The sequence below is a fragment of the Hyphomicrobium sp. B1 genome (assembly GCF_049532635.1).
GTDB lineage: Bacteria > Pseudomonadota > Alphaproteobacteria > Rhizobiales > Hyphomicrobiaceae > Hyphomicrobium_B.
This window is the reverse complement of the sequence record NZ_CP134871.1, coordinates 2559871-2580069: the sequence shown is the minus strand read 5'-3', so window position 1 is coordinate 2580069 and position 20199 is coordinate 2559871. Positions and strand designations below refer to the sequence as shown.

General features: G+C 56.3%; 16 protein-coding genes. 2 read left to right on the top strand and 14 right to left on the bottom strand.

The window, feature by feature from the left end; all coding sequences use genetic code 11:
- Nucleotides 1-22: 22 nt before the first annotated feature.
- The 8 genes from RLW55_RS12335 to RLW55_RS12300 form a co-directional block, all read right to left on the bottom strand.
- Entirely contained in the window at nt 23-1729 is a 1707-nt protein-coding gene (locus RLW55_RS12335; protein WP_423414348.1) for a hypothetical protein, read from the bottom strand.
- Nucleotides 1730-1769: 40 nt separating this feature from the next.
- Nucleotides 1770-3059 (bottom strand): O-antigen ligase family protein, encoded by a 1290-nt coding sequence (locus tag RLW55_RS12330; RefSeq protein ID WP_409560527.1) that lies wholly within the window; start codon nt 3057-3059, stop codon nt 1770-1772.
- 15 nt (nt 3060-3074) lie between these two features.
- Nucleotides 3075-4187, bottom strand: a complete 1113-nt coding sequence (locus RLW55_RS12325; RefSeq protein WP_423414347.1) for an acyltransferase family protein — start codon at nt 4185-4187, stop codon at nt 3075-3077.
- A complete protein-coding gene (locus RLW55_RS12320) occupies nt 4184-5161 on the bottom strand; it encodes a glucosyl transferase (RefSeq protein WP_423414346.1) in 978 nt (325 codons plus the stop codon). Before RLW55_RS12320 ends, RLW55_RS12325 begins: the two co-directional genes overlap by 4 nt.
- A gap of 312 nt (nt 5162-5473) precedes the next feature.
- Nucleotides 5474-7750 carry a glycosyltransferase gene (locus tag RLW55_RS12315; RefSeq protein WP_423414345.1) on the bottom strand — a complete coding sequence of 759 codons (2277 nt, stop codon included), beginning with the start codon at nt 7748-7750 and terminating at the stop codon, nt 5474-5476.
- A gap of 86 nt (nt 7751-7836) precedes the next feature.
- Nucleotides 7837-8610, bottom strand: a complete 774-nt coding sequence (locus RLW55_RS12310) for a LuxR C-terminal-related transcriptional regulator (protein ID WP_423414344.1) — start codon at nt 8608-8610, stop codon at nt 7837-7839.
- Nucleotides 8611-9150: 540 nt separating this feature from the next.
- The gene (locus tag RLW55_RS12305; protein WP_423414343.1) at nt 9151-9969 is read right to left on the bottom strand and encodes a sugar transferase; all 819 of its coding nucleotides are present in this window, start codon (nt 9967-9969) and stop codon (nt 9151-9153) included.
- Nucleotides 9970-10143: 174 nt separating this feature from the next.
- Nucleotides 10144-11223 (bottom strand): acyltransferase family protein, encoded by a 1080-nt coding sequence (locus RLW55_RS12300; protein WP_423414342.1) that lies wholly within the window; start codon nt 11221-11223, stop codon nt 10144-10146.
- 221 nt (nt 11224-11444) lie between these two features.
- On the opposite strand from RLW55_RS12300, the gene RLW55_RS12295 reads away from it, so the two are divergent.
- A complete protein-coding gene (locus tag RLW55_RS12295) occupies nt 11445-12245 on the top strand; it encodes a polysaccharide deacetylase family protein (protein WP_423414341.1) in 801 nt (266 codons plus the stop codon).
- On the top strand, nt 12242-13222 hold the full coding sequence (locus tag RLW55_RS12290) for a glycosyltransferase family 2 protein (RefSeq protein WP_423414340.1): 981 nt from the start codon (nt 12242-12244) through the stop codon (nt 13220-13222). Before RLW55_RS12295 ends, RLW55_RS12290 begins: the two co-directional genes overlap by 4 nt.
- A gap of 30 nt (nt 13223-13252) precedes the next feature.
- Here the strand turns inward: RLW55_RS12290 and RLW55_RS12285 are convergent, their stop codons facing one another.
- The 6 genes from RLW55_RS12285 to RLW55_RS12260 form a co-directional block, all read right to left on the bottom strand.
- A complete protein-coding gene (locus RLW55_RS12285; RefSeq protein ID WP_414463176.1) occupies nt 13253-14248 on the bottom strand; it encodes a glycosyltransferase family A protein in 996 nt (331 codons plus the stop codon).
- Entirely contained in the window at nt 14245-15957 is a 1713-nt protein-coding gene (locus RLW55_RS12280) for a glycosyl transferase family 1 (protein WP_423414339.1), read from the bottom strand. Before RLW55_RS12280 ends, RLW55_RS12285 begins: the two co-directional genes overlap by 4 nt.
- Complete coding sequence (locus RLW55_RS12275) at nt 15948-17219, bottom strand: ABC transporter ATP-binding protein (RefSeq protein WP_423414338.1); 1272 nt, start codon at nt 17217-17219, stop codon at nt 15948-15950. Before RLW55_RS12275 ends, RLW55_RS12280 begins: the two co-directional genes overlap by 10 nt.
- The gene (locus tag RLW55_RS12270) at nt 17216-18019 is read right to left on the bottom strand and encodes an ABC transporter permease (protein WP_423414337.1); all 804 of its coding nucleotides are present in this window, start codon (nt 18017-18019) and stop codon (nt 17216-17218) included. Before RLW55_RS12270 ends, RLW55_RS12275 begins: the two co-directional genes overlap by 4 nt.
- Nucleotides 18020-18090: 71 nt before the next feature.
- Nucleotides 18091-19233, bottom strand: a complete 1143-nt coding sequence (locus tag RLW55_RS12265) for a DegT/DnrJ/EryC1/StrS family aminotransferase (protein WP_409560539.1) — start codon at nt 19231-19233, stop codon at nt 18091-18093.
- On the bottom strand, nt 19230-20195 hold the full coding sequence (locus RLW55_RS12260; RefSeq protein ID WP_409563279.1) for an NAD-dependent epimerase/dehydratase family protein: 966 nt from the start codon (nt 20193-20195) through the stop codon (nt 19230-19232). Before RLW55_RS12260 ends, RLW55_RS12265 begins: the two co-directional genes overlap by 4 nt.
- Nucleotides 20196-20199 lie beyond the last annotated feature (4 nt).

The window sequence follows — 20199 nt, the reverse complement described above, 5'->3', positions numbered from 1 at the left end:
GTTGTTTCGCATCTACCCCAGTTCACTTATCTACAGCAACTGCGCCGATCCCATATCCGGTGCCCGATCCCGACTGCGGAATCTTGTTGCCGAAGTAGTCGCGAGATCCGACATCAAGATTAAATGGCGGCTTCGTTAGATCAATTCCGCGCCCCGTCAGCTTTTGCGAGACGTGCAATGCCGCACGCGGACATGATCGCTTGTAGCCGCCGCAAATCTCTCCCAGGGCGGTGGTGTCAATTTGCGGATAATCGGTGAATGCCGTCGACTTGCCATCGAGCGTTTCGTTGTCCGTCGCTTGCCGCCAAGTATCAAGATTGGTGTAGTTTCTATCGCGCCACCGAATGGCGAACTGGTCCGTCAAATAGTAGCTGTTGGAGAGGATTCGAACCTCAGGCAGTTCTGACCCGGTATTGATGTAGTTCGCTCCATTCAGCGCTACGATAAGATTGTTTGCAATGATCGCGCCCTTGGGATTTCCCTGAATGGAAATGCCGGCTGTTGTGTTCGACGGGCCGTTGGAAATGAGCGTGTTGTTATAAATACTGAGCTGGGGCGCTTCGGCTCCCCTCGCAATTACGATGTTTCCGAAGTAGGAAGCGCCCCACGATGTGGCATTATTCACGGCAACATTATAGCGAATGATATTCCGCCCCCACTCGCCGTCGATATAGGCGGCAAATCCGGCACCCCAGTTGTCGTGAGCATAGTTGTATTGAAGAACCGAGTCCGTGACGTAGCCGTCTAGATCGAAGCCATCCCAATCGCAGCCTTTGACGAATTTACTCGGCTTGGCGTTGTAGACTTCGTTGAACTGAATGACGATGTGACTTGAGCTATACGCCCAGAAACCGGATGGCCCACCGCAGGTATCGACATTGGCGCCGAGATTGTACGCAATGTTGTTTTGAATCAGGCCGCCAGTGACGCCATTGGCGATCATGCCGTTGCCGTCGGCCCCGTTGGTACCGCCAGGCCGGCCTCCAATGTCGTAAATGACATTGCCCTGATACAGAATGTTTCGGACGTTCTTGTCGCGTCCAAAGCCATAAAGCCCGTTATTGTCCGGACTTGTCGGTCCGTCGGAACCGTGCAGCACATTGTCGATGACATTCACACCATCGAGGCCGGCGCCCGGGTGGCCAGTAACAAAAATCTCGGCGCCATTCTGTCCGGGACTGGTGGTGAAGAACCCGCTAATGTCGCATCGTCGAACTGTTATGTTTCGAGCGGCGTCATTGTCGTAAGGGTTTTGAATCCAGACACCAAAGGGCGTCTTGCCGCCGTTGCCGCGTAGAGTGCAATCCTGCACGACAACGCCGCTGGCGCCGACGATATCGATCGCTGCCACGAGACGCCCGGCGCAGTTCGATTTGATCTGAAATTTTCCATCCCCATAAGCGCCGATCGTTACCGGACGTTCCGCGGTACCGCGCAGCATCCCGCGCGAAATCTGAAGACAGCCCACAAATGTCTTGCCGCCCTCAAGGAGAATTGAATCTCCGGCATTATAGACAGACTGCTGTATCCTCTCGAGGCTGCGCCAAGGCGCGTCAGGCGCTATTCCTGAATTCAAATCATCCCCCGTCGGCGACACATAATAGGTTGTCCCAGTACCGGAGGCTTCAGACGATTGAGCTTTGGCGACGACGGCGCAGCAGAGCTGCAAGCAGACGACAAGCACAAGCGGCACTGCGCCCAGAGGGTGGGGGAAACTCATGAAACGCATACATGCTCTCGCGGCGAATTCGGCGCAGGCCGAGATCGACCTACCGGGTTTGTTGAATGCCAACAGAGGGGGTCAATTCAGCGTTGGGCAACGATGGCCAACGTGGCATCGGTGTCCTATGCCGCAATTTGAGCCGAGGCATCAAGCTGGCAATTCCACAGGCGTAAAACAAAACGGTGTAAGGGTAAAAAACCAGAACTATCGATTCAAATGGTGAGCGAGCGACGAGCAATAATAGCATCGACGCAAAAAATGCTGTCGTGCTGCTTGGAAAATTCATGACGTTCATCAACGCGAAATAAACAAAGACAAGGGCAGCAGCCAGAAACGCAAGTAACCCGACCCATCCCAGGTCGACCAGAATTTCGCGGAAGGTATTGTGGAACTGAAAGACGCGTCCATCGGTCTGCCCGAACATCGACAGCACTGAAGCCGTTTCATTCGAGTCGCCGAGCCAAAATGCCTTATATCCATGTCCAAGCAACGGGGCTCTCGAAATCCAGATATCGGCCCAGTCCCAAAGCGTGGTTCGGCCTGTCAACGTCGGATCTTTGTTGAAGGCGGCAAGCACGCGGTCTGACGAGAACCCCATGCCAGCAAGGGCCAAGGCGGCGAACATCACAGCGATGAGCCCAATGACCACAAATGTCCAGCGCGACCATCGGTCAAACCGCTTGAGCGTCAGGAAGCCCAAGAATGCCAATGCGAAGCCGACGGCTGCAAGCGCCGATGAGAGCGCCTCGACGCCGGCCGCTATGCCCGCGCCGAGCGGAAGAAAGACGAGTGTCGACAAGCGGGAGAACGTCGGCTGACCTGCATCCGTGGCCACGCCCAAGGCCGCAGCGAACAGCGTAAGGCCCACGAAACCCATTGCGTCCTTGCTTCCCGTTATTCCGATGAGTACCGGACCCGCCGCCGACGGGCCAGTTTGACCGGATATGAGCGAAGCAATGACCACGATTGCCATCGCGTAATAAATGCCGCGAACAATTTCTCGACTTGTCGCGCAGATGCCGATGAGAATGCCGACAAAGATCGTCACAAGCAGCTGGATACCGTACCAAAGCGAGATGGTCGGCACGTCTGACCAGGTCGCCGACAGCATGACAATCGCCGGAAAAATGAGCACGACCTTAAGTTCGGCACCATATCCCACAAGCTCCCGGTGAAACTTGAGAGCGCAGAGGCCCGTGACCGCCATTATTAGCAATGGAATAATCAGCGAAAAAATCTGGACGTTGAAGATGGCAAAGAAAAACGTCGTGGCGGCGAGCGGGTAATTCAGCAGGCGGCGGCGCGATCGCTGTGAAGATTTGTGTTTTCGCGTCATCGCTTTCAGCCGTCCTCAAGCTGCCGAACTGGATCTGGCTGCGCCAAAGACGGGAAATGCTTTCCACATCTGCCGCAAGGCGCGCTGAGCTGGCTTTTCGAGCAAGTTAAACATCGCAACTGCCAGCGCAAGCATCGACGTGAAGGCAATCGCGATAGCGGTCATGTCGCCGAAGCCTAATCGCTTCAGATTTGAGATGATCGTTATGCCGATGTTTTCATGCAGTAAATACAGCGAATATGATGCCTGACCAACAAGCAGCAGCGGCCGCCAACTGAGCGGAACGTTCAGACAAATCAGAACACCCATCAAAACGACCCCGGTCGCGACGAAGAGCGCCGCCACAACGGACGGCTGATCGAGCAAGCTGACGTAGTCGAGATTAAGGACGTAAAGAATTACCGCGCTCATCAGACAAAGACTGGCCGCGAGAACGTTTCGGGAGAAGTGCCATTGGGCGATCGCGACGCCGAAGAGAAAGAAGCTCATATATTGGTGAATGAATATTTTATCAGCGAGGTTAGGGGCGATGTGAAAGCAAATTTCGCCCAGAATGCCGAACAGAATGATCCCGGCCCAGAACCGCCGGCCCAAGAGGATCAGAAAAAAAGCGACCACCGCATAAAACTTAAATTCGACGGCCAAGCTCCAATACACACCATCGACATACTGAAAGTTCCACTTCGACGGCAGAACGGCGGGAAGCATCAGCATACTTGAAATGATGTCGACGACGCCGCGATGGAAGGGTTCGGGGCCAAAAGCGTTGACGAAAAAAAATGTCACGAAGATCGAGCAGATAAGCGCCGGGTATATCCTCGAAAACCGCCTGATGAGGAAGTCAACTGCATTACTCGAGCTCTCAACCGTTAGCGCGATGACCGTACCTGAGATGACGAAGAAGAATTCAACGCCAAAGCGGCCGAGTTCCCATAGCGGCGAGTAGGCCTGTGAATACTGATAGAGGTCGTCGGGGAAGAACGGAGGCGCCCAGCGAACAAGATAGTGGAAGCAGATGACGAGCAAGATCGCCAAACCGCGAAGAGAATCGATCGTGTCGATGCGCTTAACCACATTGGTTTCGCGCCCGTTATTCGTCTCGGTGGCGTTTGCTGGGATTCTTATCACGGCTGATGTTCCGGAAGCTGGCGGGATTCCGCCAGGTGACAAAGGTTTCTCAGCCGCGACAAGAGCCGAGATGTGTCGGACACGTCTACAAACACGGCGCGCTCGGTTTGACGCAACGCGTTTGCTTTTTCGTTGTAGTCGGAGGCATCGAGATGAATGAGAAAATCGGAGACCGTTTCCTCCATTGGCTCGCGAAACGTCCAGCCGCGATCGTCGCGCTCCACAATATCGCCTGTGGCCGTACCTGCCCGTGCCAACGCAGGCACGCCGTATAGGCCGCCCTCGTAGAGCCGGTTCGGTATCAGCCAATCGGAGTTGGCACCGCAGGCGCTGAAGTCGATCGCCCAGGCGAAATCGACTGCGGAATAGATTTCCTGGAGATCGCGCGGATTTTGATATGTTCCGAAATAGGATATATTCGGTGTTTCAGCCGCGACAGATTCTAGCAGTTCACGGGTAATCCCGTCGGGTTCCGACGGAACGCCCCTGATATGGACGGCGATCCGACTGCCGAGCCGAGACGCGATCGCGCGGAGAATCTCTAGACTGCGATTGCAGCGAAGAACACCGAACCAACCTATCGTCCAAGCACGCTCGTCGCTTTGATTGCGGATGTGATCCAGAGGACGAACCGTCTCATGCTCTGACCCGAGCTTGTTTTCGAGAAGAAACCACTCTCCCGTGTATCTCTGAACCGGCGAGAAATAACGGTCGATAAAATAGGGAGAACTCACAACCAGAAGTCGGCTGTAAGCCAACAGCTGGCGCTCTAGGAGGCGCAGGATGGCTGCCTTGACGCCGCGGCCCGTAAAGGCCGGATAAACATCGAGCGCTTCGTAGACAATCGGTGCATGGGAGCGCGCCAAAAGGCGGCCCAACCAAGCTAGCGCAAGCATGTCGATGTTGCGTGCATAAAGAATGTCGGCTTGCCGAATGACCGCACGGTGACGCCATAGAATTACAATCGCTTGCATCAAGCTGAACAAACGACGACCGTGATGCCCGTCCTCGGTCACCCCAAGATTGATGTTATTCCAATCTGGGGCAGGCAATGCCATTTCACGGCGACGATCGAACATGAAACCGGTAACGTCGGCACCATTTCTTTGCAATGCGCAAACGCGCTTTCGGATAGTGCTCTCGTTCGAGTCATGTCCAAAAAACGCGATGCTGATGTTCTCGCGCGCACGCCTTGCTCGGCTTTTATCAAACGAAAGCTCGATCTCCTCGTCCTGTCCGATGCAGCAGCTTGTTGGCATCTCTTTGTCCGGCTTCGGAGTTATCGCTCAGCGCACACAATCGACCGCGATCGACGTGCCTCGACGAGCGTAGGGGGCAAGACTGCAAACTGTCGACGCCGATACGTCCGACCGACCGTCGACGTAGGCGAGCAACTCACGGACGCAGGCCTCGCGAGAATAATGTTGCTTGAAGTAGGTGTAGGCGGCATCAGCGCTCCGACGGCGTAATTCATTGTCCGATAAGAGCGCGCTGACTGCATTGCCGAAAGTGACAGCGTCATCGCAGACATTAAGCGCCGACGCGATGTCGTCCCCCATCCCCTCGACGGACACCGTAGTCGCTACGATGGCCTTGCCCTGGGCCAATGCCTCAACGACTTTGACTTTCAGTCCGGAGCCTACCGTCAGCGGCGAAATAATAACGCTGGCTTCGCGATAGATAGGAGCAAGGTCATCGACGATGCCGCAGAACTTGGCTCGGGGCGCACCTTCGGGAAATTGCGAACCGACACCGCCCGCGACTACCAATTCAGCGTCGGGATTTTCGGCATATATCCGCGGCCAGCAAAACTCCAGAAACCATCTGAGGCCGATAACATTCGGAGCCGTATTGCTGCCTATGAACAGCACGCTTTTGCCTGCGCCTGGTTGAGGCGCATCGACTGATGCGCACACGACGGGAGCCAGGAGTACCGTATGATCCGGAAGGCGCGCCTTGACGTGCTTCGCCTCGATATCCTGGATGGCGATGATCGCATCGGCCTGACCAAGAAGCTGCATCTCGCTGGCTTCGTCCAAAGTCTTGACCGTGTCAGGCAGCTTGGCGTCCTTGAAGCGACTTTCTCTCACGGAAAGAAGGTCGTGCATGACGACCAAGCTGCGCGCCGACTCGCTGAGCGCGAACGGGATTGCCGGCGTGGTGAACGCATAATCGGCGATGACCAGTTCACTTTTCGAAGCGTGCCCAGCCACGTACAGAAGTTCGTCACGTTGCCAAGGCGCGCCAATGACATAAGGCGCCGGCGTATCCCAATAAGAGAGGCGTTCCACGCCGAAGCGCCTTAGGGCGCGTGCAATCTTGGCCTTCAATGCCGCAAGTGCGATGCGCGGGTCTTTGCTGACGCAGATATTTCCGAACTTCCAGGCGCCACGCAGAAAAATTTGATTGAAGACTGACATTTCTGGACGAAGACGAAACACTGGCAAGCGCCCGATGGTACCGGCGTTCGGCGATACGAGCGTTACGTCATAGCCATCGTCTCGCAACGCCCGGCAAATTCCCAGGATGTACGCGGAGCTGCCGTTTGTCGGCCCGATGATGCGTTGTCTTGAAATCAAACAAGCCTTTTTGGTCGACTCCGACTGGCCTTTCGGACCTTGAATTCGGCGCAGACGCTGGAGACGCGCAGCCAACGGCATCCCCAGAGCCGAGATCGTGTTGGGATGATGGATCGCAATCTGTAGGGCTTGCGACCAGGATCGAGATTTGATCGCCGTAACGAGACGATCGAAGTTCGACGCGCGTTCAATGGATGCTTGGCGGCGAGCGAACGCTTCGGCGACTTCAACAGAACAAGCCGAGAGCGACGCCTTCAGGCGCATGTCGCCGTTGAGCATCTGCTGAAGGTCATCGCGTGACAAACGGTGAGAAATCGAATTCGGATGCTTGCGGTAGAAATAGCCAAGACTGTCGATCAGGCGGTATTTGGCGCCCGCAGCAAGGGCCCGCGCGATAAGATCGGCATCTTCGCCAATCTTCAACGCCGTATCGTATGTCAGGGCGTGCTTGCGTAAGAACGCCAAATTCAAAAGTGGTTTGAGGTAGCCTGTCGCCGGAACGGTCCCGTAGATGAGGTTCGAATTCAAAAAATCGGCGAGCGAGATATAGGCCATCTGTCGCTGAGCTTTTGAAAGGTGCTCGCCAGGACGGCGTCCCTCGCCGAATACGAGCAGGTCATCGGCGCAGATTTCCGCTCCGGCCTGGGCTTCCTCGACGAGCCTTTGCAGCCGCTCCGGGTGCATGAAATCGTCGCTATCAAGAATGGCGACCCAGGTTCCCTCAGCCGCAGCAAGCCCGGCATTGCGTGCAGCGGCCGGGCCAGCGTTGGTAGGCAGTTCGATCAATCTGACGCGATGATCGCGAGCGGCAAAATCCCGCGCGATTTCTCGGCTTCCGTCTGTCGACGCGTCGTCGACGACGATGACTTCGAGGCGCTTCAACGTCTGACGCAATGCCGAATGAATCGCGCCGCCGAGGAATTGAGCGCAATTGTAATTGGCGATCAGAACCGAGACGGTCGGCGCGGGTGAAACTCTAAGCATTACTTATGTCTTAAAGCCGATCGGCTTCTCCGTCCGAGGAGAAATCACTCGCCGCATAGATGCGGAAGTTGCGAATGCCCGGTTGACTATCGGCTGTCAGCGCAGAGCATCTCACCCGCCAAATAAGCAGCCTCAGTTCTATTTTTTGCGTTAAGTTTTTTCATGATGTTACGGACGTGAACCTTCACCGTGCTTTCACACATGTTCAGTTCGTAGGCGATAATCTTGTTCGCCTTACCCTTGCGAAGCGCGTCGATGACCGCGATCTGGCGCCGCGTGAAAAGCGTGGTCTTGGGCTGCGCCTCACGAGGCGCGGACGCCGCGGACGATTTCCGGACCGCGAGTAGGCCGTTCACTGGGAAATACTTGCCGCCGGCCATAACGAGCCGCAGAGCGTGCGCCGCTATTTCAAGCGAAATATCCGCGGGAATGAAGCCGTTAGCCTCGCCGTTGAGCGCAGTAAGAATGAGGTCGACATTATTCGCGTCGGCCATAACGATGACCGGAACGTTAACGCCGGCATTCTTCAGCTGTTCGAGTTGGCTCGAAATGTCGGAGCTGCTGGCGTCCATCGCGCATACGATGATGACTGCGGGCCTGACATCGGAGAGCTTGTCGAAATATTCCGCGACACTGCCGACACCGATGCCCTTTATTTCGGTTGCATTGGAAAGGCTTGAAACAATGCAGTTGCGCACGAAAGAGCGCGGCTCAATTACAATTAGCACCGAAATGCCGGGCTGCTTCAATTGCGCGGTTTCAGACCGCGCATTCTCCAAAGGCGCTTTGTTGTTATTTGAAGGTGTTTTGCCCATCGCCAAAGGAACGACGGGCCCGGTCTCACGGAAGGACGTACGCACGATACAAAAACTCCAAACCTACCGCCACGATGAGGTGTATGACGTAGTATGGCCCACTCTCTTTTATACCAATTTTAGTTACAATTGGACCGAAAACGCAGCACCTCGTTAATAAATTCGGATTGCATTATTGGTGCCATAGTCGCAGATCTAAGCCATTTATATGCCGGCTTTTTGTTGTCATCGTGAATGCATGACGTCCAAGCTACTGAAATTGCATGAGTAAATAAGTTTTATTTTACAGCATTCTTGTTTCTTCTACCAAGGTCTTACACGCGCTCGTTTACCATATAAATAGCGCACACTGCCATCTCCGATGGCTGATTATCAGACCACGCACGCAAAAGTTCTACAACTTACGCTTTATGATTTGTTTCATTATAGGTCATCAGATGTGGGTATGAATGTAATTTGAATAAAAACTGCTCAGAATCCGGATCACTGCCCCATTTCTGGAATAAATGATTTCCCCCCTCTTCCCCTTTTTCGGACGCTACCTCTAGTTGCCAAACATGGCGCTGCGCCATCGAGAGCCGCTAGCTAGGCCGCCTGCCCTGTATTCAAAACCGCTGGGATGGTACGGATCAGGATTACGAGATCCTTTGCAAACGACCAATCCCGCACATATCGAAGATCGTAATTTACGCGCTCATCGTAGGTTGCGAGGCTGCGACCACTGATTTGCCACAAGCCGGTAATGCCGGGGCGAGCCTTGAAATATTCGACGGCATTGTCGCCGTAGAAATGCAGTTCCTCGGCAACGATCGGCCGAGGGCCGACCCAACTCATTTCCCCGCGAAGAACGTTGATCAGCTGGGGCAGCTCATCAAGGCTTGTTTTACGGAGCACATATCCGAGTGCCGTAATCCGCGGATCATCGGCCAACTTGCGCGTCCGCCGCCATTCGTCGGCTGCTGCAGGATTTGTCTCGAGGTGGCGACGGAGAACCGCGTCGCCGTTTAGCACCATCGTGCGGAACTTGAGACATGAAAAATACTTGCCGCCAAAGCCGACCCTTCGGTGGCGGTAAATCACGTCGCCGCCAGTCGTCAGCTTGATGGCGCCGGCGAGGACGAGCAGTAATGGGGCAAGCAGGATCAGAGCCGTGAATGCTACGAATGCGTCGAACACACGCTTGAATCGGCCACCGACAGGCGGGGGTGCCCGCTCAGGACCGGCGTTGATGCTGTAGAGCGCCCAGAGGCGACGCCGCGCGCGGGTCACAGACGCTTCGCCTTCGACCTCCACGCGTCCGCGCTCGTCGGTGCGAGCTAAAGTTGCAGGCAGCAGCCTAGCCTCTGAGCCGCCGCCATCCGAACGCGAAATTACCGAAAAATCGCGCGGCGAAACGACAGACATTTGGAACATATACCCCGCAAAAACGCACTTATAATTTAATGAACTAGGTCTCTTCCGCTCATTCCAATTGTCAAATATTGCCCTGTGAAAGCCAACCGAACCAAAAGATGTAAGTGGTGAGATGCGCGCCGGTCTGCCGTTACGGCAAATGGCTAGGGGTGGCTAAACCGTCGCTCAGCCTTTTTGGAAGGCGCGCGCACCATCGAGCCGCCGCGTTGTCAGCCTCTGGCGAAGTCTGATCAAGGGTTGTTCCAGTAATAGCCAGGATGCCGACGCGAAGAGAATGGTGAGCAAGAAATCGAGGACCACGATCCACCGATGCAGCAGCGGAATTGGCAGGCCAAAAAATTCAAGAAACGCGTTGGAATGGATCACTGGGTGGAAGAGGTAGGCGCCGTAGCTGATCACGCCCACCCAGCGGATTGGCGCCAGATCCAAGGCTCTGACCGCGAGACCATCCTGACATTGCGTAATCTGAACGAGAAGGCAGGCCGCCAAGATGCCGACTGCCGGACGGCTAAGTTCAGCAAATTCGGGATTGGATAGTAGAATTGGCGGCGACAGGACGAGTGCGAACACGATCACGATCGCCCAATCGTTCAACAGCCATCGCGGCAAAGGCCGGTCGGCAAAAAGTCCGGCCAGGCCGCCAAAGCCAAACAGTCCGATATTGACGAGCGAATTAACGTCGAAAGTAATGGGCGGACGGCGATCAGCGATGAACAAGACAGTTGCCGCAATGCTGACGATTAGCAGGGCAACGCATAGTCTGGATACGACGGCGCGCGGCAGGAACAGTACGAGCGGTGCGAAGACGAGATAGTATTGTTGCTCGACGGCCAGGCTCCAAAAGTGGCCGAGATCGTCCCGCCAACCGTGACGCTCGATATAAATATTCGAATAGAAAAGCAGATTAGCCCATTGCCGCCCGGCGTCTCCAAGATCGTAATGGCCGCTCGCGGCCAGGATGGCCAGCACCGCCAGCAATGCGTAGTAGGGCGGAAAAATCCGAAAAGCCCGAGTCAGATAGAAGCCCAGCAGTGCCTCTTTACGGGACGTTCGTCCCGTTTCGATCTTCGATCTTTGCCCCGCCAAAATGCGGGTGATCAGAAAGCCGCTCAGAACAAAAAAAATCCAAACCGCCAGCGATCCGACGCGATCTGTCACCGGCATAATAACTTTGTGGCTGACAAAAACGAGCAAGAATGCGATCGCGCGCAGGCCGTCAAAGCCCCTGATCCGTTGGGACAACATGATCTCCGATTGGGTTAGTGGGACATCGGACCCGAAGCCCAAATTAATACACCAAGTTCATGGCGTGACTGCGTTGCAATTCCCGTACTATAGGGACAGTCTTTCTTCATCGACCGCCACGCCGCGTTAATGATCGTCTGCCAGCTTACGATGGGCATAGTCTTTGCACCGGGCTGGACAATGAATAGAAGTCGCTAGCTGGGCTAACGGGGTCCGAACGAATGCGGCAACAGGTTAAATCACTGGCTAAAGCGGCGGGCATTGAACGCAAACACGTGGCGGCAGCGCGGATGTGGGGGGAACGGAATTTCCTCGCCACGTTCGGCCAGAAACGCTTCAAGCCTCATGGCCGCATTCTTTGCTATCACTCCATCGACGAACCGGAAATGGGCGTCAATGACGTCAGCGAGCGGCAATTCCGGGCGCAGATCGAGCTGGCGCTCAAGAAGGGTTACACGTTCGTCGAGCCGTCGCGAATAGCGCGAGGCCTCGGAAGCGAACGCGACCTCGCGATTACGTTCGACGATGGTCGCCGGAGCGTGGCGACACACGCTGCCCGCATTCTTGCAGAATACGAAATTCCGTGGACGCTGTTCGTGGTTACGGATTGGACGGACCACACGAATGCCTATCACCAAGAGCGGATCGTATCCTGGAAAGATCTCGAACACTTGATGACCCTCGGCGTCGAGATCGGCAGCCATTCTCGTACCCATCCCGACTTTGGCAAGATCAGCGAGCGCTTTCTGACTGACGAGCTGTCTGGATCGCGAAAGATTATCAAAGACAGATTGGGGGTCGCGCCAACGACATTTGCCATTCCACTCGGTCAATCAATGAATTGGACCGCCGCTGCGGCCATCGCCGCGCGAGAAGCCGGATATGAGATCATTTACGCGCAGGCGGAGGAGACGCGACCCGCTTCTACCGTACCGCGCACATTCGTCACCCATTTCGACGACTCGCGCATTTTCAGTGCCTCGCTTGCCGGCGTGTTCGACCGCTGGGAGGAATGGATATGACGCCAACAACGCCCAGGCGGGTTTCGGTTATCATCGGGACTCGGGACCGTCCCGCATTGTTGCGCGAAGCTCTCGCCAGCATTCGCGCGCTCGAGGGGCCGGACCTGACATTCGAGATTCTCGTCGGAGATAATGGAACGACACCCGAGACGCCGACCGTCGTTGCCGAATTCAGCGGGATCTACGCGAAAACGGACAAGAATGGTTGCGCGGCGGCACGCAACCTCGCAATGCGGCGCGCGACAGGCGAATTCATCGCGTTCCTCGACGACGATGATCTGTGGACTCCGCAGCATATCCGACCACATATCGCGTTCCTCGACGCGCATCCCGACCACGAAGCCGTTTTCAGCCAAATCGTGAGTACGAATACTCTGCGGCAGCCAATAGGCGAGCCTTGGCCCGGCGCTCTGCCTTCCGACGGCGACGTGTTCGACATGATGCTGAGTGGATATTTTCCGCAGGTGGGAGGCAGCGTCTTCCGAGGCAACGCCGTCGCAAAATACGGTCTGATGGACGAAAGCCTCATCGGCGATTCCGATTGGGACTGGCAGCTGCGCATTGCTCGCAACGGCAGGATCGGCCTCGTCAAGATGCCGTGCGTACTGTTCCGCCAGCGGGATCCCGGCTCTTTCGATCAATTGCAACGCACACGGCAGAAATACACGAAGCGCATTTTTCGCCGGCATGCTTTCCTATCGCGGCAGCCGCCGCTCGAGCGGCTTACCGCGCGCAAAGTCTACCGCGCGTATCTGGGGTCGGTCTGGCAGTATTTCGATTATTTCTGCGGCCAAGCAGTCAAGCGATCAACCGCAGGCGAATTTAAAGGCGCGAGACATGCGTTGTTCGGCGCATTTGTGACGTTGCCACATGTGACGGCTGTCCGGCTCATTCGACCAACGGCTTTGCGAGCCGCACTGTTCGCATCTGTGCTTCGCAACCGCAATCTCGCAACCAAAGAGGGTAACGTCGGATAGACGTGTGCGCCTCAAATTCTAACTCGATTGCTATCCGATCGGAAATTCGAAGTTTCCGCGCAACTTACCTGAGATCGTCTGGTAAGCGTTCCGAGGAAACTCGACCCAGAACCGACGATCCTTGCGTGCAAGCTCGCGAATGATCCATCCGCTGATACGGCGATGGACAAGACCGTTGCGGATCAGAAGATAGATTATGCCTTGACGCAGCTTGACGATCTTAGCGTCGATCACGCTTTTGGATGCACTCGTCGTGCAGAACCGCTCCCGAACTTTCTTATGAAGCAAGAGCGCGTAAAAAAGTCTGCGGATGCACTCCGGACGGTTCCAATCGAGCGCCCCGCGGTAAAGGTCCATTCCTCTGCCCCGAGCAGCCATCGGCGCTGCGGAAAACGCGACGTCTTTCGCCTTGGACGACAGTGTTAGCCAGAAGAGATAGTCCTCTCCGGCAAAGGCGAGATCTTCATCGAAACGCATTGCGCCGTGGATGCGGTTGTCGAACATCACGGTCGATGTGTGTGCGAGACAGTCCTGAAGCATAAACGGCATAATGCCGGCTCCGGAGATGTGATAAATGCCGTCATCCCCGAGTCTTGATTCGGCCTTAAGCGCGTCGATGCCTTCGAGCCCATCGAACCAGGTGCGCTTGTCCTCGTAGAAGTTGTTCGCGAAATAAAACTCCGCGCCCTGCGCGAGTGCAGCGAGTCCCTTTGCAAGATGGTGAGGGTCCCAGAAATCGTCGGAATCCAAAAACGCTACGACGTCTGCATGCCTGACTGTGTCCAAGCCGGTATTTCGTGCTTTCGCCGGGCCGCCGTTCTCACGCTTGACGACTTCAACGGAGATTTCCGAATGCGAAAAAGCTGCGAATTCTGGTTCGGGGGGCACTGGCGATTGATCGTCTACGATCACGACGCGGACGGTCACGCCCAGCGGGATGTCCTGCGCATAAATGGACCGAATTGCGGTGCGAAGGATTCCTGGTTCGCGCTGATAATACGGGATGATAATGGCGACCTCGCTCACTGGCTTGGCCTCCACACCGACAATGCCACCGCGCGCGTATCCTTCAACTTGAAAACCAAGCTTTCGCGGAAGAGCCCCTTTACGGCGTCCTTCCATCCGAGAAACGCTCGCGCTCTCGCTACATCAATCCAAAGCTTCAGGCGCTCAGACAACGGAAACAGCCCGAGATGATGGCGCAAGATCGCAGCCTGGGGCGGCGCGAAGCCGTAGATATCCTCGAGGCGCGTGTCAGGCTCGCCGAAGTTCAGCTTCTCGGTGAAGTCGCCGCTGAGAATGGCTTCGAGATCGACAGGAGGTAATTCAAGTGCGCGCGCAACCGCAGCTTCGAGGTATTTATTCCAGCCGGGTGAGACATTGGCGTCCAGCACGGATTTCTCGGTCGCTTCACCGATGCGCGCGCGCAGCTTCGGATCCGACATCAATCGTTCGAGGCTTGCGATATAATCTTGGTCGTTTGTCGATTCAACCAGTGGCCCCGCGAGGCCGGGATGATCCATGCCGCAAATTCGCGCCTCGGGGGCCAGCACGAAACGAGAAACACAAGGCAGCCCATACCCCGCAGCTTCCATCATTGATGTCGCTGAGCAGAACGGGAAGGAATCCAGATAGATGTCCGCGGCTTCAAAATAGGGTTTCGGATCACGCGGTGTCAGTGATTGAATACGACCGCCAACGGCTGCGCTCGCATCCGCCCAATCCGGCCGCTCGCCGCCGCCGACGACCATCAACAATGCATTCGGGAACCTTTTGAGCAACTCCGAGTGCGTATCCGCGTACGAAACACCACCGATCGTTCGGTATTTCTGTGCCCGCGCAACGGAGATGAGAAGCAGCGCCGAAGGATCGAGGCCCAACGCCGCCTTCGCCGCCTCCCTGTCCTTCGTCCGCGCAGTGGGACTGACGAGGATCGGAAGCAATACGCTACGCTTCTTTTCAACGTAACGGCGCTTTTCGCAGATATCGAGAGCTGCTTTCCGCATGCTGCCGACGACTTGGCTGATCGTCGATCCGATCCAGAACATGTGATCTGAATGATTGAGAAAAAGGACAGGCGGAAAGCGCTTCGGCTCGGCGAAGGCGATCGGGGCAACGACGTCCGAATTCGGTATATGCAGGACGATGAGATCGTGCTCGCTTGCGAGCTGCCTCAGCTTTGTTACCTTGGCGGCCAGCCCGCCGGCACGGCTGAGCAGATGAATACTGCCGCCTGCGCGCGAAACGGCCGCCGTGATCAAGGCGCTTGGTTGATCGTACTGCTGGGTCAGGGCGACCGAGTGTTCACGGCCTGGATCGCTTTCAATCCAGCGCCGCAACATCGTCGCGAGCCCTCCTACAGCGGTGATTTCGCCGCTGACATGGAGAACGCGCTTCACCTGCTCCGGTCGCCCTGCTCTGTCCGTAGTAGGCAGAGAAGACGGAATTTGACGACCTATTTTATTCAGAATGCGCTCAATTCGCGGGCTCGCAAAGAAGCCGCAATGCATATGGGCCGCAACCCAGGCTCCCATCAACGCGTAGCCGCCAGCCGTTTCGAGATTTCCCTGCTCAAGGCTTTTCTGCGCCTTCGCGACATACGAATCGAAGATAGCGTAATTGCTCTTCATGCGCGCGATCTGGCGGTCCGCATTCTGCGCATGCCGATCCGCGCCGGGCGACGACGGCGATGCGCCATGTTCATCGGCAGTAGGAGCCACGTTTTCTATGCGCATCGCTGCGGCCCAATCTTACCCACGACTTTTGCACCCGAGTGCTGCCATTCCCCACGCTCATGCATGACGCCAAATGCATTCGACGCGAAGATGGGGTGGCGGACGTGAAATGTTTCTCCGATGCGCGCGACAACCAAGCGGCCGAATTTCTTCTCACGAACCGCAATCGTCAGCGTGTATAGATCGGAGACGAGCTTGATCGGCGGCGTCGTCAGCTCTATTTCACCGGGGCCTGAGAGTACGCTCAAGCCGACATCGTCAGCGACACTGCTGAACGTGCAGCAATGAACTTCGTCCGAGCGATTGATGCCGATGCGTATGTCTGGATCTTTGATTGGATCCTTGGCGTCGTAATGTACACGAATTGTCATGCGCTCGCCGAAATCGAACATCTGCTTGCGCTCGCCGCCTTCGCCGATGAGCTCGATATCGGTGATGTCGATGGCGGGTGCATCCGGATCCGGGTGGAACCAGGGCGCAACGGCGAGACGGCAATCGGCCTCATAAAGCTTTAATCCGTCGTCGGTTGGCCCGTCGAACACGACCTCGCCGTGCCGCAGATAGATAACGCGCTGGCACATCGACTTGATCGAGAACATGTTGTGCGACACGAACAGGATGGTCGCGCCCTTCCTTTCAAGCTCGTGTGCAAAGTCGATGCATTTGCGCTGGAACGTAAAATCACCGACGGCCAGAACCTCGTCGAGAAGAAGAATGTCCGGATCAAGGTGGGCAGCGACCGAAAACGCTAGACGGACGTACATGCCGCTCGAATAGCGCTTAACCGGCGTGTCGATGAAATCAGCGATCTCGGAAAAGGCGACGATGGCGTCGAACTTGCGGGCGATTTCTTCGCGCGACATGCCGAGGATCGAGCCGTAAAGAAAAACATTCTCGCGGCCGGTCAGTTCCTGATGGAAGCCGGTGCCGACTTCGAGAAGTGCACCAAGGCGCCCTTCGACGCGCCCCGTACCCTCGGTCGGCGTGGTAATGCGCGATAGAATCTTTAAAAGTGTGCTCTTGCCAGCGCCGTTCAGCCCGATGATGCCGACGTTTTCACCGCGTTCTATGTCGAACGTCGCGTTGCGAAGCGCCCAGAAGTCGGGCGAAGGCCTATCGTCATCCGCTTTCGCACGTGGTGCGAACAACGACTTTGCGCCATCCACGAGGACTTCGCGGAACGAGTTACTTTTGTTGCGCTGTCCCCGCCGGTAGCGTTTACCGAGGCCGCACGCGCGAATGGCAATATCATTCGTCGTCATATGACGTCCGCGAAGACGCGCTCCTGGCGTTTGAAGAAGACCAAGCCGCTGACCAGAAGGGCGGCGATTATCACCACGCTGATGCCCAAGGTATCGAGGTTCAACTGGCCCTGACCGAAGACGGCCCAGCGAAAACCGTCGATGACGCCGACCATAGGATTGAGCGAATAGGCCCAACGCCATTCTGGCGGCACGATGCTCGGCGGATAGACGATGGGCGATGCATACATCCAGATCTGCAGCATGAACGGCAGCGTGTGCTTGATGTCGCGAAAGCGCACGTTAAGCGGGCCAAGCCAAAGTCCCATTGACAGCGCCAGAGCGCCGGCCACCAGCAGAAGCGGTGGAATGGCGAGTATATGCCAAGACGGATAAAGCCCGTGCCAGAACATCAGCAGAAGCAGAATGACAAAGCCAATCGAGAATTCGATCAAGGGTGCAATGACGCTTCCGAGCGGAATGATAAGCCGCGGAAAGTAGATTTTGCGCACGAGTTCGGCATCGGTGACGAGCGCAGTTGCGCTGCGGCGAACGGACTCTGAAAAATACGTCCAGATCAAAACGCCTGCGAATGCGAAGACTGAATACGGCAGGCCATCGGAAGCAATTCTGGCGAAGTGGCCGAAGATGATAGTGAAAATTATGACGGCGAAGACCGGCTGAATGATCGCCCAAGCGACGCCGAGTATGGCTTGGCGATAAAGCACCTGCACGTCGCGCATCATCAAGACGAACAGAAGCTCGCGCGCGCGCCAGACATCACCGAGTTCTAGATCGAACAGCCCACGGCTAGGCCGCAAGTCATAGCCTGGCGACCGTCCGCCTTTCGGCGGCGCGCCGGATGGAACAATGGTATCAGTCGATAGAAAACTCATACGTTTACGGTGCAGGATTGCTTCAAGGTTGTGATGACTTGATCTTGCTCTGCATGCGTCATTTGCGGGTACAATGGCAGAATGATGCATTGATCTTGGGCGGCTTCCGAGCGCGGCAGAACCGTGTTCGCGGCGCCGGAGTAAGAGGCTTCGCGATGAATGCACATGATGCCGCGACGAGTTGAAATTCCCGCGTCGAGCATCGATTGCATTACCGCTTTCTGATCGAGTCCATCAGGCAGGCGGACACAATAGCTCTGCCAGTTGCTGCGCGCATATGCCGGTTCAACCGGTGCGTTAATCCCGGAATTGTCGCTAAATAGTGCCGTGTAGCGGTCTGCAAGCGCGCGGCGAGCGGCGACAACTTCAGGCACGCGCTTCAACTGCTCGCGGCCGATCGCGGCTTGAATGTCGGTCATGCGATAGTTGTATCCAACGGTCGGATAGCTTTCGAAAATGACCTGAGCGGAGCCGTGCCGCACCGTATCGGGTACGCTCATGCCGTGCTGGCGCAGCAGGCGAAATTTCGCATCCCATTCCGGATTGGCGGTGGTGATCATGCCGCCGTCGCCGGTGTTCATGATCTTGCGCGGATGAAACGAAAAACAGGCAATGTCGCCGTGCGGTCTGCCGATCCGCTCCCAATTGCCCTTCCAATTGATCTCGCTGCCGATGCCGCAGGCTGCATCCTCGATGACAGGCAAACCGTGAGCGGAGGCAACGGCGGCGATTGCTTCGAGATTGCACGGCATTCCGATCTGATGCACGCAGATGATCCCACGCGTCTTCGGTGTGATCGCGGCTTCGATCAGTTCTGGATCGATGTTGAAGCCAGTTTCCTCAATATCGACGAAGACCGGCGTCGCGCCGCAATAGCGGACGGCGTTGGCAGTCGCGACAAAGGTGTGACTGACGGTGATGATTTCATCGCCCTCGCCTACGCCAAGAGCGAGCAGCGCAAGATGAAGTGCCGTCGTGCAACTCGACACAGCACAAGCGTGCGGCGCGCCGACGAACGCCGCAAACTCTTTTTCGAAGGCTGCAACTTCTGGGCCTTGTGTCGTCCATCCGCTCAGGATGACGCGGCGGACGGCGTCCGCCTCGCGCTCATCCATGATCGGGCGCATGATCGGGATCATGCGGCGCTCTTACGTTTCATCTGCCACCAGTTCACGAGGCGGCGCAGCCCTTCGTCGAGATCGACCTCGGCCGTGAAGCCGAGATCTCTTTCGGCGGCTGTCGTGTCGGCAAGGCGGCGGGATACCGGGTTCACCTTGCGCTCGGGACCATATTCCGGCTGCATGTTCGAACCCATAACGCGGAGCAGCGCATAGGCAAGATCGTTCAGCGACGTCTCGGTGCCGCTGGCGACATTGTAGACATTATCGGACTTATCAGACTGCAGCGCCAGGATATTGCTGCGGGCAACGTCGTCGATATAGACGAAGTCCATCGTCTGCTTACCGTCACCAAAGATCAACGGTGGTTGACCGGCTTCGATGCGTTCCATCCAGCGGATCAGTACCTCGGTATATTTGCCGTAGATGTCCATGCGCGGACCGTAGACGTTGAAGTAGCGCAGCGCGACGTACGGCAGCCCATACATATCGTTGAACGACCGAAGCAAGCCTTCGAGCATGATCTTGCTCGCGCCGTACCAGGTCCGGTTGTTGTACGGGTGATGGTCTTCCTTGGTCGGAAAGACATCGGCCAAACCATAAATTGAAGCCGACGAGGCAGTGACGAATTTCTTGACGCCCTTTGCGACGGCCGCTTCGAGAACATTGTAGGAGCCGTCGCACATCGTCTCCAGCGCGGCGCGCGGCTGCTCGGCACAGGCCGTAATACGCAGCGTTGCCATGTGGATGACGGCGTCCATGCCATCCGTCACTCGCTGGACGGTGGCAATATCGCGAATATCGCCTTTGACGAGTTCGACGCGGGGGTCACGTAACGCACCGTCGACATTGCCGATGGTGCCGCGTTCCAGGTTGTCGAGAATAATAATCTTCTCGGGTTTGTGATGCTGGAGAAGAAGATCAATTGTCGTCGAGCCGACGAGACCGCAACCGCCCGTTACGAGTATTCTTGAACCTTCGATCAAC

Coding starts and splice junctions, on each gene's coding strand:
- RLW55_RS12295 (WP_423414341.1), top strand. CDS start 11,445: ATGCGGCAACAGGTTAAATCACTGGCTAAAGCGGCGGGCATTGAACGC.
- RLW55_RS12275 (WP_423414338.1), bottom strand. CDS start 17,219: ATGACGACGAATGATATTGCCATTCGCGCGTGCGGCCTCGGTAAACGC.
- RLW55_RS12330 (WP_409560527.1), bottom strand. CDS start 3,059: ATGACGCGAAAACACAAATCTTCACAGCGATCGCGCCGCCGCCTGCTG.
- RLW55_RS12305 (WP_423414343.1), bottom strand. CDS start 9,969: ATGTCTGTCGTTTCGCCGCGCGATTTTTCGGTAATTTCGCGTTCGGAT.
- RLW55_RS12320 (WP_423414346.1), bottom strand. CDS start 5,161: ATGCAAGCGATTGTAATTCTATGGCGTCACCGTGCGGTCATTCGGCAA.
- RLW55_RS12315 (WP_423414345.1), bottom strand. CDS start 7,750: ATGCTTAGAGTTTCACCCGCGCCGACCGTCTCGGTTCTGATCGCCAAT.
- RLW55_RS12335 (WP_423414348.1), bottom strand. CDS start 1,729: ATGCGTTTCATGAGTTTCCCCCACCCTCTGGGCGCAGTGCCGCTTGTG.
- RLW55_RS12300 (WP_423414342.1), bottom strand. CDS start 11,223: ATGTTGTCCCAACGGATCAGGGGCTTTGACGGCCTGCGCGCGATCGCA.
- RLW55_RS12265 (WP_409560539.1), bottom strand. CDS start 19,233: ATGATCCCGATCATGCGCCCGATCATGGATGAGCGCGAGGCGGACGCC.
- RLW55_RS12290 (WP_423414340.1), top strand. CDS start 12,242: ATGACGCCAACAACGCCCAGGCGGGTTTCGGTTATCATCGGGACTCGG.
- RLW55_RS12280 (WP_423414339.1), bottom strand. CDS start 15,957: ATGCGCATAGAAAACGTGGCTCCTACTGCCGATGAACATGGCGCATCG.